This window comes from Blastococcus saxobsidens DD2 (assembly GCF_000284015.1).
Taxonomy (GTDB): domain Bacteria; phylum Actinomycetota; class Actinomycetes; order Mycobacteriales; family Geodermatophilaceae; genus Blastococcus; species Blastococcus saxobsidens_A.
In genome coordinates this window covers 3780601-3793316 of record NC_016943.1, presented here as the reverse complement: position 1 = coordinate 3793316, position 12716 = coordinate 3780601, and the positions used below count along the sequence as shown (strand labels likewise).

The window sequence follows — 12716 nt, the reverse complement described above, 5'->3', positions numbered from 1 at the left end:
GTCGTGCGCGAGTACGTCGTCGTCCTGCTCACCGCGGCGCTGGTCACCTTCCTGGCCACGCCGGTGGTGCGGATGACGGCGATCCGGCTACGCATGATGGCCGCCCCGCGGGAGCGCGACGTGCACGTCATCCCCACCCCGCGGGGCGGCGGCGTGGCCATGTACCTCGGGGTGGTCGCCGCCGTCCTGGTGGCCTCCCGGCTGCCCGCGCTGCAGCGGACGTTCGAGGACACCCAGGTCTACGCGGTGCTGGTCGCCGGCGGGCTGATCTGCCTGCTGGGGGTGCTGGACGACAAGTGGGGCCTGGACGCCCTGACGAAACTGACCGGGCAGATCGCCGCCGCCGGCGTCATGGTGCTGCTGGGCGTGCAACTGGCGTTCCTGTTCCTGCCGTTCGCCGACATCGGCACCCTGATCCTCGGCCCGGATGTCGGCGTGCCGCTGACCATCCTGCTCACCGTCTTCGCGGTTAACGCGCTGAACTTCATCGACGGGCTCGACGGGCTGGCCGCCGGGGTGTCGGCGATCGCCGCGCTGGCGTTCTTCGCCTACAGCTACAACCTCGGACAGATGCGGTACGAGGAGGCGGCGAGCGCCCCGGCGCTGATCACCGCGGTGCTCGCCGGCGCCTGCCTCGGGTTCCTGCCGCACAACTTCAGCCCGGCACGCATCTTCATGGGGGACTCCGGCTCGATGCTGGTCGGGCTCATGCTGTCGGCGGCCGCGGTGACGGCGACCGGGGGAGTGGACGCCCAGACCTTCGCCTCGGCGGCCAGTCTGCTGCCGCTGACCCTGCCGCTGCTGGTACCGATCGCGATCCTCTTCATCCCGTTCATCGACCTGGTGCTGGCAGTGGTGCGGCGCACCCGCCAAGGCCGGTCGCCGTTCTCGCCGGACAAGATGCACCTGCACCATCGGCTGCTGTCGATCGGGCACTCCCACCGGCGGGCGGTGCTGGTCATGTACTTCTGGGCCGCGCTGCTCTCCTTCGGGGCGGTCGGGCTGTCGGTCACCGGTGGTCAGGTGGAGGTCCTGGTGGCCATCGCGGTGCTTCTCGTCGTCGGCGTGGTGGTGGTGCTCAGCCCGCGGGCGCGACGGGCCGCACGGGAGGCGCGGGCCGCGGAGCTCGAGGCGCAACGCCGTCGGAGCCGGGCCGACCACCCGACGGGCCGCGCGGTCCGTGTCCCCCTCGACGGGTCCGGCTCCAGCCGGACCGCCGTCCCTTCCTCCGACACCCGTGAGGCCCTCCGGTGACCGTCCCCTCCACTGCTCGCACCCCGCCCGACGCTCCCTGGGACCTCTCCTTCCTGCGCGCCGGTGCCCTCGTGACGGCGCTGGCCGCGGCGGTCGGAGCCCCGGTCGCGGGACTCCTGGCCGGCTGGGCGGGGGCGCTGGGCGTCCTCCTCGGAGCCGTCATCGTCACGGTGTTCTTCGCCGTGTCCAGCAGCGCCGTGGCCTTCGCCGGCCGGATCGGTGACACCCTCACCCTGCCGGCCGCCCTCCTCGCGTTCTTCGTGAAGGCGCTGCTGCTCTTCGCCATCCTCGATGCCCTGCCCGTGGACGGCTGGGTGGACCGGCGTGCGCTCGCGTGGGCGGTGGTCGTGGGGGCGCTGGTGTGGAGCGGGGTGCAGCTGCGCTGGGTCTGGACCCGGTCCCTGTACTACGTCACCCCGCCGCGTCCGCCGGCCCCACGGGCGGACCCGGACGGGCCCGCGACCGGCGGCTGATAGTGTCCAGCCCGATGTCCGAGGACACCTCCGGGAACGGAGGAGGCCGAGCGCGCCCAGCGAGCCCAGCTCGTCAGCCCAGTGGGGCTGACGCCGGCTGGGCGGTCACCGGAACGATGTTGTCCGGCATGGCCGTGTGGGGCGGGGGCGGCTGGCTGCTCGACCGGTGGTTGGACACCCGTGTGTTCTTCGCGGTCGGCGTCATCCTCGGCGTGACGGTGGCGATCTACGTGGTCGTCGTCAAGTACGGAACCGTGGACCCTGACCCCGGGTCGCGGACGGGGACGACCCCGGACGGGCGACGGAGCCGGTCCGGGACGCAGAAAGGACAGCGGTGACCTCCAGCGCCCGTGCGCTCGGCGATGTGCTCGCCGTGGAGAGCGACCCCGGTGGAGGCTTCACGCCCCCCGGTCTCGGTGAGTTCTTCCCCGCGACGATCGCCGACTTCACGCTGCTCGGCGTCGAGTTCGAGATCACCCGGATCACGCTCCTGCTCTGGATCGCGACCGCCGCGATGATCGCGTTCCTCGTCGCGACGGTGCGCAATCCGCAGATCGTGCCGGGGCGCATGCAGTTCATCGGTGAGACGGGCTACTCCTTCGTCCGCGACGGCATCGCCCGCGACGTCGTCGGCCCGAAGGGGCTGCCGTTCGCGCCCTTCCTCGCGTCGCTCTTCTTCTTCATCCTGGCGAACAACCTGATGGCGATCATCCCGTTCGCCCAGATCTCGCCGATGTCGAAGTTCGCCTTCCCGCTGGTCCTCGCGGTGATCTGCTGGGTCGTGTACATCGCGGTCGGCATCCGCAACCAGGGCGCGTGGCCGTACTTCCGGGACATCATGTTCCTGCCCGGCGTGCCCAAGCCGATGTACATCCTGATCACGCCGCTCGAGCTGCTGCAGAACTTCGTCGTCCGGCCGTTCACCCTGGCGATCCGGCTCTTCGCGAACATGTTCGCCGGTCACATGCTGCTGGTGACCTTCGCCCTGGGCGCCGTCTACCTGCTGCAGGTCGGCAACTTCTCGGCCGTCTTCGGTCCGATCTCGGCCCTCATGGCGATCGTGATGACCTTCTTCGAGCTGCTGGTGATCTTCCTGCAGGCCTACGTCTTCACGATGCTGATGGGCACCTACCTGAACGGGTCGGTCGAGGCCGCGCACTGACCAGCAGCACGCCACCGGCCGCGGCCGGTGGTCCTGAACCGCACCACCCGCACGATCCCGCCAGCCGTCCGGCGACCGCCGGGCGACGACACAGGAGGAACATCCCGCAATGATCGAGGTACTCGCAGAGCTCGAAGGCAGCATCGGTTCGGTCGGCTACGGCATCGCCACGATCGGCCCGGGCATCGGTGTGGGGCTCGTGTGGGCCGCCTACATCCAGGCCACGGCCCGCCAGCCCGAGTCGGCCGGCCTGACCCGTACCTACGCATTTCTCGGCTTCGCGCTCGCCGAGGCGCTCGCGCTGATCGGCTTCGTCGCCCCCCTCGTCTACGGCACCTGATCCGCACTCCTTCCGAGTACGGTCACCGACTCCAGACGAGGACGTTGAGAGCATGAGCATCCTGGCTGCGGAGAGCCCCAATCCGCTCCTCCCGCCGGTGGGCGAGATCATCATCGGCCTGATCGCGTTCGCGGTCCTGCTGTTCGTCGTGGCCAAGTTCGTCGCGCCCCGCTTCGAGCAGGTCTTCCGGGCCCGCCGCGAGGCGATCGAGGGCGGGATCGAGCGCGCCGAGGCGATGCAGGCCGAGGCGAAGGCCTCGCTGGAGCAGTACCGCGCCCAGCTGGCCGAAGCCCGGAACGAGGCGGCCCAGATCCGCGATCAGGCCCGCGCCGAGGGTCAGCAGATCCTCGAGGAGCTGCGGGCGCAGGCACAGGAGGAGTCGGCGCGGATCGTCGCCCGCGGCGAGGAGCAGATCGCGGCTTCCCGCCAGCAGGTGGTCAACGAGCTGCGCGGGCAGATCGGCGCGCTCGCCGTGGAGCTGGCCGGCCGGGTGGTCGGGGAGTCCCTCGCCGACGACGCGCGCCGCCAGGGCACCGTCGACCGGTTCCTCGACGAGCTCGACGGGATGGTCGGCACCGGGCACGGGGCAGTCGCCGCCGAGGGCACCTGCTGATGGAGGCATCGAGCCGCGCTGCGCTGGCGGTCGCCCTCGAGCGGCTGGACGCGCTGACCCGGGACCCCTCCGGACTGCTGGGGAAGGCCCGCGACCGGCTGACCGGTCAGGCCGGGGCCACCACCGCCGAGGACCAGCTCGCGCTGGCCGAGGAGCTGTTCGCGGTGGCCCGGCTGCTCACCGGGCAGCCGTCCCTCCGGCGGGCGCTGTCCGACCCCTCGGGCAAGCCGGAGGAGCGGGCCGCACTGGCCCAGCGGCTGTTCGGGGCGCGACTGTCCCCGGTGGCCCTCGACCTGGTCGAGGTCAGCGTCCGGCAGCGCTGGTCGCGGCCACTGGACCTGGTCGAGGCCGCCATGACCCTGGCCACCGATGCGGCGCTCGACGCGGCGGACCTGCGCGGCGAGCTGGACGGCGTGGAGGACGAGCTCTTCCGCTTCGGCCGGATCGTCACCGGCGACCGCGAGCTGTCCCGGCTCCTCAGCGACCGCACCGCATCGGCGCAGGGCAAGACCGAGCTGCTGGACCGGCTGCTGTCGGGGCGGGTCAGCCCGGTCACCGAGCTGCTGCTCCGGAACGTCCTGACCGGCTCGCACGCCGGTACCGCCGGGGTCGCTGTCGAGCGGCTCTCGGAGGTCGCCAGCCGTCGCCGCGGTCAGTCGGTGGCGCGGGTGACGACCGCCGTGCCGCTCAGGCCGGCCCAGGAGCAGCGGCTGGTCGACGTGCTCACCCGCCTCTACGGGCGGACCATCGGGTTGCAGGTCACCGTGGACCCGAGCGTCCTCGGCGGACTCGTCGTCCAGGTGGGCGACGAGCTCATCGACGGCAGCATCGCCCATCGGCTGGAAGCCGCTCGCCGGCAGCTCGCCGGCTGACCGCCCACCACCACAGATCACGACCCCCGCAGGGAAGAGGACTCAGAGCCATGGCCGAGCTGACGATCTCCGCAGACGAGATCCGCAGTGCCATCCAGAACTACGTCACCGAGTACTCGCCGGACGTCTCCCGCGAAGAGGTCGGGATCGTCACCGAGGCCGGCGACGGCATCGCCCGGGTCGAGGGCCTGCCTTCGGTCATGACCAACGAGCTGCTCGAGTTCGAGAGCGGTGTCCGCGGTCTGGCGCTGAACCTCGACGTCCGCGAGGTCGGCGTGGTCATCCTGGGTGACTTCTCCGGCATCGAGGAGGGCCAACAGGTCCGCCGCACCGGCGAGGTGCTCTCCGTGGCCGTCGGCGACGGTTACCTGGGCCGCGTGGTCGACCCGCTGGGCAACCCGATCGACGGTGCCGGCGCCATCGCCTCCACCGGCCGCCGCGCCCTGGAGCTCCAGGCACCGAGCGTGGTGCAGCGCCAGTCGGTGCACGAGCCGATGCAGACCGGCATCAAGGCCATCGACGCCATGACCCCGATCGGCCGTGGCCAGCGCCAGCTGATCATCGGTGACCGGCAGACCGGCCGGACCGCGATCGCGATCGACACGATCATCAACCAGAAGCAGGCCTGGGCCACCGGCGACCCGACGCAGCAGGTGCGCTGCATCTACGTCGCCGTGGGTCAGAAGGGCTCGACGATCGCCGCGATCCGCGCGTCCCTCGAGGACGCCGGCGCCCTGGAGTACACGACCATCGTCGCCGCTCCCGCGTCCGAGTCCGCCGGCATGAAGTACATCTCCCCCTACACCGGCTCGGCCATCGGCCAGCACTGGATGTACGAGGGCAAGCACGTCCTGATCGTCTTCGACGACCTGTCCCGGCAGGCCGAGGCCTACCGCGCGGTCTCCCTCCTGCTGCGCCGCCCGCCGGGTCGCGAGGCCTACCCCGGTGACGTCTTCTACCTGCACTCCCGCCTGCTGGAGCGTTGCGCCAAGCTCTCCGACGAGCTCGGGGCCGGCTCGATGACGGGTCTGCCGATCGTGGAGACCAAGGGCAACGACGTGTCGGCCTACATCCCGACGAACGTCATCTCGATCACCGACGGGCAGATCTTCCTCGAGACCGGCCTGTTCAACTCTGGCGTCCGCCCCGCCATCAACGTCGGCATCTCGGTGTCCCGCGTCGGTGGCTCGGCGCAGATCAAGGCGATGAAGTCGGTCGCCGGGCGGCTGCGGCTGGACCTGGCCCAGTACCGAGAGCTGGAGGCCTTCGCGTCCTTCTCCTCCGACCTCGACGCCTCCAGCCGGGCCACGCTCGAGCGCGGTCAGCGTCTGGTCGAGCTGCTCAAGCAGGGCCAGTACTCGCCGTACCCGGTGGAGCGCGAGGTCGTCTCGCTGTGGCTGGGCACGACCGGCAAGCTCGACCGCGTGCCGGTCTCCGAGGTGCGCCGCTTCGAGTCGGAGTTCCTCGACTCCATCGGCCGCGGTGACACCGGCATCTTCGACACCATCCGGCAGTCGAAGAAGCTCGAGGACGACACCGTCGCCGCGCTGGAGCGGGCCGTCGAGACCTTCTACGGCCAGTTCACGACCTCCGAGGGAGAGTCGCTGGTGGTCAACGAGCCCGAGGCCGAGGCCCTGGACGCCTCGCAGCGGGGTCAGGAGCGCGTCCAGGTCAAGCGGGGCAGCTGACCCATGGCCGGCTCTCTCCGCGCGCTGCGGCGCCGCATCCGTTCCACGCAGTCGACGAAGAAGATCTTCTCGGCCCAGGAGCTGATCGCCGGTGCCCGCATCGTCCGCGCCCAGGCCCGGGTGGAGGCGTCCAAGCCCTACGCCCGGGAGATCACCCGGGTGCTGTCGGCACTGGCCTCGTCGGCCTCGCTGGACCACCCGCTGCTGACCGAGCGGGAAAACCCGCAGCGGGCGGCCGTCCTGGTGATCACCTCCGACCGAGGGTTCGCCGGGTCGTACAACGTGAACGTGCTCCGGCGCACCGAGGAGCTGCTCGCCCTGCTGCGGCAGGAGGGCAAGGAGCCACTGCTCTACGTGGTCGGCCGGAAGGGGGAGACCTACTACTCCTTCCGCAACCGCGAGATGACGGCGACGTTCACCGGCTTCTCCGAGCAGCCGGGCTACACCGACGCGCAGGAGGTCGGCCGCGAGCTCATCGACGCCTTCACCGCCGGTGAGGACGACGAGGCCGGTGGCGCGGGCGCCGACGGCATGCTCGGGGTGGACGAGCTGCACATCGTCTACACCGAGTTCCGCTCCCTGCTCGCACAGGTCCCGGTCGCCAGGCGGATGGCTCCGCTGGAGGTCGAGGAGGTCGACGAGTTCGACTACGAGCGGGAGGACCGGGAGCGCGGCGCGGCCGGCGACAGCGGCATCCCGACGTCGTACGAGTTCGAGCCCTCGGCCGAGGGGCTGCTCGACGCCCTGCTGCCGAAGTACATCACCACGCGGATCTACGCGGCGATGCTCGAGTCGGCGGCTTCGGAGTCGGCTTCGCGCCGCCGGGCCATGAAGTCGGCCTCGGACAACGCCGAGGAACTGGCGAAGAATCTGGCGCGCCAGGCGAACCAGGCCCGCCAGGCGGAGATCACCCAGGAGATCAGCGAGATCGTCGGTGGCGCCGACGCGTTGGTCTCGTCCGGCGCCAACGACTGACCCCACCGAACAGCAGACACCCGAGCCCCAGGGCAGGAGAGCAGTACAGATGACCGTCACCGAGGACCGTCCGACCACCCAGCACACCCAGGCCACCGGCCGGGTCGTGCGGGTCACCGGGCCGGTCGTCGACGTCGAGTTCCCCCGCGACGCGATGCCCGACCTGTACAACGCCCTGAAGGTCGACGTCACCCTGACCGACCTCAGCAAGACGCTCACCCTCGAGGTCGCCCAGCACCTGGGCCAGAACGTCGTCCGGACCATCTCCATGGCGCCGACCGACGGCCTCGTCCGCAGCGCCGAGGTCACCGACACCGGCGGGCCGATCAGCGTGCCCGTCGGCGACGTCACCAAGGGGCACGTGTTCAACGCCCTGGGCGAGTGTCTGGACACCCCCGGCTACGCCGAGGACGCCCTGCACTGGTCGATCCACCGGCACGCCCCGCGGTTCGACCAGCTCGAGGGTCGCACCGAGCTGCTGGAGACCGGCATCAAGGTCATCGACCTGCTCACGCCCTACGTAGCGGGCGGGAAGATCGGTCTGTTCGGCGGTGCCGGTGTCGGCAAGACCGTGCTCATCCAGGAGATGATCCGCCGGGTCGCCCAGGAGTTCGGTGGTGTGTCGGTGTTCGCCGGTGTCGGCGAGCGCACCCGCGAGGGCAACGACCTGATCACGGAGATGACCGAGTCCGGGGTCATCGAGGCGACCGCGCTGGTGTTCGGTCAGATGGACGAGCCGCCGGGTACGCGGCTGCGCGTGGCCCTGTCGGCCCTGACGATGGCGGAGTACTTCCGGGACGAGATGCACCAGGACGTGCTGCTGTTCATCGACAACATCTTCCGGTTCACCCAGGCCGGCTCGGAGGTGTCGACCCTGCTGGGCCGCATGCCCTCGGCGGTGGGTTACCAGCCCACGCTGGCCGACGAGATGGGTCAGCTCCAGGAGCGGATCACCTCGACGCGGGGTCGTTCCATCACCTCGCTGCAGGCGATCTACGTGCCCGCCGACGACATCACCGACCCGGCGCCGCACACCACGTTCGCCCACCTCGACGCGACGACCGTGCTCTCGCGGCCGATCTCGGAGAAGGGCATCTACCCGGCCGTGGACCCGCTGGACTCCACCAGCCGGATCCTCGACCCGCAGTACGTGGGCCAGGACCACTACCAGATCGCCCAGACGGTGAAGCAGATCCTCCAGCGCTACCAGGAGCTGCAGGACATCATCGCCATCCTCGGTATCGACGAGCTCTCCGAAGAGGACAAGGTCACGGTCAACCGGGCCCGGCGCATCGAGCGCTTCCTCTCGCAGAACATGTTCGTGGCCGAGGCCTTCACCGGGCAGCCTGGCTCGTACGTGCCGCTGTCGGAGACCCTCGAGGCGTTCAAGGCGCTCACCGAGGGCACCTACGACCACGTGCCGGAGCAGGCCTTCTTCATGTGCGGTGGTCTCGAGGACCTCGAGAAGAACGCGGACAAGCTCAAGAAGTAGAACGACCCGGCTGCCCCCTGCAGCCGCGCCGTTCCAGCCCATTGCGTCGACGGCCGGGTCCCCGTACGGGGACCCGGCCGTCGCCGTTCCCGCTTCCTCGGTCCCCGGCTCCGGCCGTGCACCGGCGGGAGCCGGTCGCTCGGTCGGGTGATCTCGCGCGCGGACCCTGCGCCGGCGATGCCGGCCTGCCGACCATCTGCACAGGAGCGCCCGCCGGCGGGCGCCGGCACGAGGGGCGACGTGGAGCGGGACAGGTCGGTACGTCCGTGGACCAGCCGGGACACCGGCGGCCGGACGTGGGCGCCGTACGCCGGTCGAGGGGCCGGCTGCCGCCTTCGACACCGACGGCTGGGCGTCCCCCACGTGCGTGCGTTACCCCTGGGTGCGGGTCGGCCGCTGGACGCTGCTCTACCGCCGCCCCGCCTGACGACGAACCCCGGGCCCCCTCTTCGCTGTCCCCCGCAAGCGGGAGGTGCCCCCAGCGGGGAGCGGGTCCCTGCACGGGCTCCTCCGGCACGTCACCCGCCCGGCCCCGAGCCTGCGGGGGAAGGGCAGGGCGGGGTCCTTATAGAGTGGGCAGGTCCGTCGCCGCCCCTGCCGGGTCGGCGTCCCCGTACGCAGCGCACCCCTTCGACGGTGGAGGGGTGAACCCCGAGGAGTGTCGTGGCGACCCTGCAGGTCGAGTTGGTGGCCGTCGAGCGCAAGATCTGGTCCGGCGAGGCCACCCGCGTCATCGCCCGCACCACCGAGGGAGAGCTCGGCGTCCTGCCCGGCCACGCACCGCTGCTGGGTCAGCTGGCGGACGGCGGTGTGGTGACGATCCGCACCGAGTCCGGGGACGATCTGGTCGTCGCGGCGCACGGCGGCTTCCTGTCCGTCACCGAGCGCGGCGTCTCGATCCTCGCCGAGACCGCGGAGATCTCCTCCGAGATCGACGTCGAGCGCGCCCGCGAGGCGCTGCGCCGCGCCGAGAGCGAGGGGGACAGCCCCGAGGCGCTCGCCGCCGCCCGCCGCGCGCAGTCCCGGCTGAGGGCGGCCGGCGACAGCGCCTGATCCACCCGGCGAGCGCGCAGCATGACCACGGCCCTGCTGGTCCTCGCCGGGGTCCTGCTGCTGCTCGTCGTCGTGGTGTTCCTGCTGCGCCGCCGGTTCCTGCTGTCGGGGCTCGGCGCGGTCACCATGTGGTACCGGCCGGAGGGCACGCCCCGCTGGTCGGTCGGGGTCGCCTGGTACGGCGGCGACGCCCTGCTCTGGTACCGCGCGCTCTCGTTGTCGGTGCGGCCGCAGCAGCGGCTGTCGCGGGCCGGCTTCCGGGTGCTGGCGCAGCGGCCCGCGGGGCGGGAGGACCTGGCGCTGCCCGGCGACGTCCTCGTCCTGTCCTGCAGCACGGGAGGCGGCCGCTGTGAGCTGGCGATGGAGCCCTCGACCCTGACCGGGTTCCTGTCCTGGGTGGAGTCCGCGCCGCCGGGCAGCTGACGCCGTCAGTCGGCCTGCTGCTCCCGCGCCGCCGCCGCCCGCTGCACGTGTGCGCCGCTGTGCGCTCCGGGCTCCCACAGGATGTCGCCGTCGGGGTTGGCCACGCGGCCGAGGATGAAGACCAGGTCCGACAGGCGGTTGAGGTAGCGGGCGGTCTCGGGATTGGTGCGCTCCGGCTCGACCTCGAGGATCGCCCAGACGCTGCGCTCGGCCCGGCGCACGATCACCCGCACCTGGTGCAGCAGCGCCGCCAGCGCGGTGCCCCCGGGCAGGATGAAGCTGGTCAGCTTCGGCAGCGTCTCGTTGTAGGTGTCGCAGGCCGCCTCGAGCCGCTCGGTGTAGGCGGCGGTGATCCGCAGCGGCGGGTACTCCGGGGCCTCCACGATCGGCGCGCACAGGTCGGCACCGACGTCGAACAGGTCGTTCTGGATGCTGCGCAGCAGCTCGGCGACGGCCGGATCGGCCGAGCCGAGCGCCAGAGCCACGCCGATCGCGCTGTTGGCCTCGTCGACGTCGGCGTAGGCGACCAGCCGCGGGTCGGTCTTCGACACCCGGCTCATGTCGCCCAGGTGCGTCTGACCGGCGTCACCGGTCTTGGTGTAGATGCGGGTCAGCCGGATGGTCATGATCGCAGCCTAGGCCGCGTCCCTGTCCGTCGCGGCCCAGGTCGGGGGAGCGGGCGCCGTAGGGTGGCCGGGTGGAGTGCTTCGAGGTGACCGGGGGAGCCAGGCTCGCGGGTCGGGTACGGGTCACCGGCGCGAAGAACAGCGCCCTCAAGCTCATGGCCGCCGCGCTGCTGGCCACCGGACGGACGACCATCCACGAGGTCCCCGACATCCTCGATGTGACGATCATGAGCGAGGTGCTCCGGCGGCTGGGGTGCGAGGTGTCCTACGAGCGCACGCCGGGCACCGGCGGTGGCCGGCTGACCATCGACGTCCCGGAGCGCCCGTCGACGGAGACCGACTACGACCTGGTCCGCCGGATGCGCGCCTCGATCAGCGTGCTGGGCCCCCTGGTCGCCCGCTGCGGCACCGCCCGGGTGGCCCTGCCCGGCGGTGACGCGATCGGTTCGCGCGGGCTCGACATGCACATCTCGGGGCTGGAGCGCCTCGGCGCCACCATCGTCAGCGAGCACGGTTTCCTGGTGGCGACGGCCCCACGGCTCACCGGCACGTCGATCTGGCTCGACTTCCCCTCGGTCGGGGCGACCGAGAACCTGGTCATGGCCGCGGTCCTGGCGCAGGGGACGACCGTGGTGGACAACGCCGCCCGCGAGCCCGAGATCGTCGACCTCTGCCGGATGCTCGGCGAGATGGGCGCCCGCATCGACGGCGCCGGGACCTCCACCATCACCGTGGAGGGCGTGGACTCCCTGGAGCCGGTGGAGTACACGACCGTTCCGGACCGGATCGTGGCCGGCACCTGGGCGATCGGCGCGGTGATGACCCGCGGCGACGTCGTCATCGAGCGCGGGATGGCCGAGCACCTCACCGTGGCGCTGGACAAGCTCGCCGACGCCGGCGCCACCGTGGAGACGCTCCCCGGCGGGATCCGGGTGGCGATGGACGGCCGGCCGCGTTGCGTCGACGTCGTCACGCTGCCCTTCCCGGGGTTCCCGACCGACCTGCAGCCCATGGCCGTCGCGCTCGCCGCGGTGTCCACCGGCACGGCCCTCATCACCGAGAACGTGTTCGAGGGCCGGTTCATGTTCGTCAACGAGCTGGTGCGGCTGGGGGCCGACGTCCGCATCGACGGGCACCACGCCGTCGTCCGTGGCCGCGAGCGGTTCTCGAGTGCGCCGGTCCTGGCGACCGACATCCGTGCCGGTGCCGGTCTCGTGCTGGCCGGGCTGTGCTCCGACGGCGTCACCGAGGTGCAGGACGTGCACCACGTCGACCGCGGCTACCCCGACTTCGTCGACCAGCTGCGGGGTCTCGGCGCCCAGGTGCAGCGGACCCAGCGCCCCGGCTGAGTCATCCCGGGCCGCTGAAGGAGGCCGCCAGGGCACGGGCCCGCTCGGCGTCCGCGGGGAAGACCAGCACCTCGGTCCGGTGGGCGGCGGGGGAGCGCACGGTGGAACGGATGCCGGCGTCGGACAGGGTCGCCTGCAGCGCGGACGCCCAGTCGCGCCGGCTGACCGTCGCCACCCGGACGAGCAGCCCGTCGTCGTCGGCCGTCGGCCCGCCACGGCCGGCGAAGGCCCAGCGCACGAACAGTGCCAGCAGTGCCAGGACGACGAATGCGATCGGCGGGCCCACCGCGGGGTGCAGGCCGCCTACGTCCACCGGCATGGTCCCTCCCGTCCACCCCCGTACGAGTGTGCCACCGCACACGTCGCCCGGGCGGGGCTGCTACTCATGGGTAACCG

General features: G+C 71.6%; 15 protein-coding genes. 13 read left to right on the top strand and 2 right to left on the bottom strand.

Features of this window, described 5'->3' with window-relative positions; translation table 11 throughout:
* The first annotated feature begins 3 nt into the window (after nucleotides 1-3).
* The 12 genes from BLASA_RS17930 (at nucleotide 4) to BLASA_RS17875 (ending at nucleotide 10345) form a co-directional block, all read left to right on the top strand.
* Nucleotides 4-1254: a glycosyltransferase family 4 protein gene (locus BLASA_RS17930; RefSeq protein WP_014377631.1), complete on the top strand. Its 1251-nt coding sequence runs from the start codon at nucleotides 4-6 to the stop codon at nucleotides 1252-1254.
* Nucleotides 1251-1727: a hypothetical protein gene (locus BLASA_RS17925; protein ID WP_014377630.1), complete on the top strand. Its 477-nt coding sequence runs from the start codon at nucleotides 1251-1253 to the stop codon at nucleotides 1725-1727. Before BLASA_RS17930 ends, BLASA_RS17925 begins: the two co-directional genes overlap by 4 nt.
* 128 nt (nucleotides 1728-1855) lie before the next feature.
* On the top strand, nucleotides 1856-2065 hold the full coding sequence (locus BLASA_RS26025) for a hypothetical protein (RefSeq protein WP_014377629.1): 210 nt from the start codon (nucleotides 1856-1858) through the stop codon (nucleotides 2063-2065).
* Complete coding sequence (gene atpB / locus BLASA_RS17915) at nucleotides 2062-2889, top strand: F0F1 ATP synthase subunit A (protein WP_014377628.1); 828 nt, start codon at nucleotides 2062-2064, stop codon at nucleotides 2887-2889. Before BLASA_RS26025 ends, atpB begins: the two co-directional genes overlap by 4 nt.
* 109 nt (nucleotides 2890-2998) lie before the next feature.
* Nucleotides 2999-3229: an ATP synthase F0 subunit C gene (gene atpE, locus BLASA_RS17910; protein WP_014377627.1), complete on the top strand. Its 231-nt coding sequence runs from the start codon at nucleotides 2999-3001 to the stop codon at nucleotides 3227-3229.
* 52 nt (nucleotides 3230-3281) lie between these two features.
* The gene (locus BLASA_RS17905) at nucleotides 3282-3842 is read left to right on the top strand and encodes a F0F1 ATP synthase subunit B (protein WP_014377626.1); all 561 of its coding nucleotides are present in this window, start codon (nucleotides 3282-3284) and stop codon (nucleotides 3840-3842) included.
* The gene (locus BLASA_RS17900; protein WP_014377625.1) at nucleotides 3842-4714 is read left to right on the top strand and encodes a F0F1 ATP synthase subunit delta; all 873 of its coding nucleotides are present in this window, start codon (nucleotides 3842-3844) and stop codon (nucleotides 4712-4714) included. The genes BLASA_RS17905 and BLASA_RS17900 overlap by 1 nt, the downstream gene beginning before the upstream one ends.
* Before the next feature lie 50 nt (nucleotides 4715-4764).
* A complete protein-coding gene (atpA, locus tag BLASA_RS17895; RefSeq protein WP_014377624.1) occupies nucleotides 4765-6402 on the top strand; it encodes a F0F1 ATP synthase subunit alpha in 1638 nt (545 codons plus the stop codon).
* A 3-nt stretch (nucleotides 6403-6405) separates the two neighbouring features.
* Nucleotides 6406-7377, top strand: coding sequence for a F0F1 ATP synthase subunit gamma (locus BLASA_RS17890; RefSeq protein WP_014377623.1), 972 nt, complete (start codon nucleotides 6406-6408; stop codon nucleotides 7375-7377).
* Between the two features lie 49 nt (nucleotides 7378-7426).
* Nucleotides 7427-8869, top strand: coding sequence for a F0F1 ATP synthase subunit beta (gene atpD / locus BLASA_RS17885; RefSeq protein WP_014377622.1), 1443 nt, complete (start codon nucleotides 7427-7429; stop codon nucleotides 8867-8869).
* Between the two features lie 663 nt (nucleotides 8870-9532).
* Nucleotides 9533-9922 (top strand): F0F1 ATP synthase subunit epsilon, encoded by a 390-nt coding sequence (locus BLASA_RS17880; RefSeq protein WP_014377621.1) that lies wholly within the window; start codon nucleotides 9533-9535, stop codon nucleotides 9920-9922.
* 21 nt (nucleotides 9923-9943) lie between these two features.
* On the top strand, nucleotides 9944-10345 hold the full coding sequence (locus tag BLASA_RS17875; RefSeq protein WP_014377620.1) for a DUF2550 domain-containing protein: 402 nt from the start codon (nucleotides 9944-9946) through the stop codon (nucleotides 10343-10345).
* 5 nt (nucleotides 10346-10350) lie between these two features.
* Here the strand turns inward: BLASA_RS17875 and BLASA_RS17870 are convergent, their stop codons facing one another.
* The gene (locus tag BLASA_RS17870) at nucleotides 10351-10971 is read right to left on the bottom strand and encodes a cob(I)yrinic acid a,c-diamide adenosyltransferase (protein WP_014377619.1); all 621 of its coding nucleotides are present in this window, start codon (nucleotides 10969-10971) and stop codon (nucleotides 10351-10353) included.
* Nucleotides 10972-11042: 71 nt separating this feature from the next.
* Between BLASA_RS17870 and murA the strand changes: the two genes are divergently transcribed.
* On the top strand, nucleotides 11043-12320 hold the full coding sequence (gene murA / locus BLASA_RS17865) for a UDP-N-acetylglucosamine 1-carboxyvinyltransferase (protein ID WP_014377618.1): 1278 nt from the start codon (nucleotides 11043-11045) through the stop codon (nucleotides 12318-12320).
* A 1-nt stretch (nucleotide 12321) separates the two neighbouring features.
* Here murA and BLASA_RS17860 read toward each other — a convergent pair whose 3' ends face one another.
* On the bottom strand, nucleotides 12322-12639 hold the full coding sequence (locus BLASA_RS17860) for a hypothetical protein (RefSeq protein WP_014377617.1): 318 nt from the start codon (nucleotides 12637-12639) through the stop codon (nucleotides 12322-12324).
* Nucleotides 12640-12716 lie beyond the last annotated feature (77 nt).

Coding starts and splice junctions, on each gene's coding strand:
- BLASA_RS26025 (WP_014377629.1), top strand. CDS start 1,856: ATGGCCGTGTGGGGCGGGGGCGGCTGGCTGCTCGACCGGTGGTTGGAC.
- atpE (WP_014377627.1), top strand. CDS start 2,999: ATGATCGAGGTACTCGCAGAGCTCGAAGGCAGCATCGGTTCGGTCGGC.
- BLASA_RS17905 (WP_014377626.1), top strand. CDS start 3,282: ATGAGCATCCTGGCTGCGGAGAGCCCCAATCCGCTCCTCCCGCCGGTG.
- BLASA_RS17900 (WP_014377625.1), top strand. CDS start 3,842: ATGGAGGCATCGAGCCGCGCTGCGCTGGCGGTCGCCCTCGAGCGGCTG.
- atpA (WP_014377624.1), top strand. CDS start 4,765: ATGGCCGAGCTGACGATCTCCGCAGACGAGATCCGCAGTGCCATCCAG.
- BLASA_RS17890 (WP_014377623.1), top strand. CDS start 6,406: ATGGCCGGCTCTCTCCGCGCGCTGCGGCGCCGCATCCGTTCCACGCAG.
- atpD (WP_014377622.1), top strand. CDS start 7,427: ATGACCGTCACCGAGGACCGTCCGACCACCCAGCACACCCAGGCCACC.
- BLASA_RS17875 (WP_014377620.1), top strand. CDS start 9,944: ATGACCACGGCCCTGCTGGTCCTCGCCGGGGTCCTGCTGCTGCTCGTC.
- BLASA_RS17870 (WP_014377619.1), bottom strand. CDS start 10,971: ATGACCATCCGGCTGACCCGCATCTACACCAAGACCGGTGACGCCGGT.
- BLASA_RS17860 (WP_014377617.1), bottom strand. CDS start 12,639: ATGCCGGTGGACGTAGGCGGCCTGCACCCCGCGGTGGGCCCGCCGATC.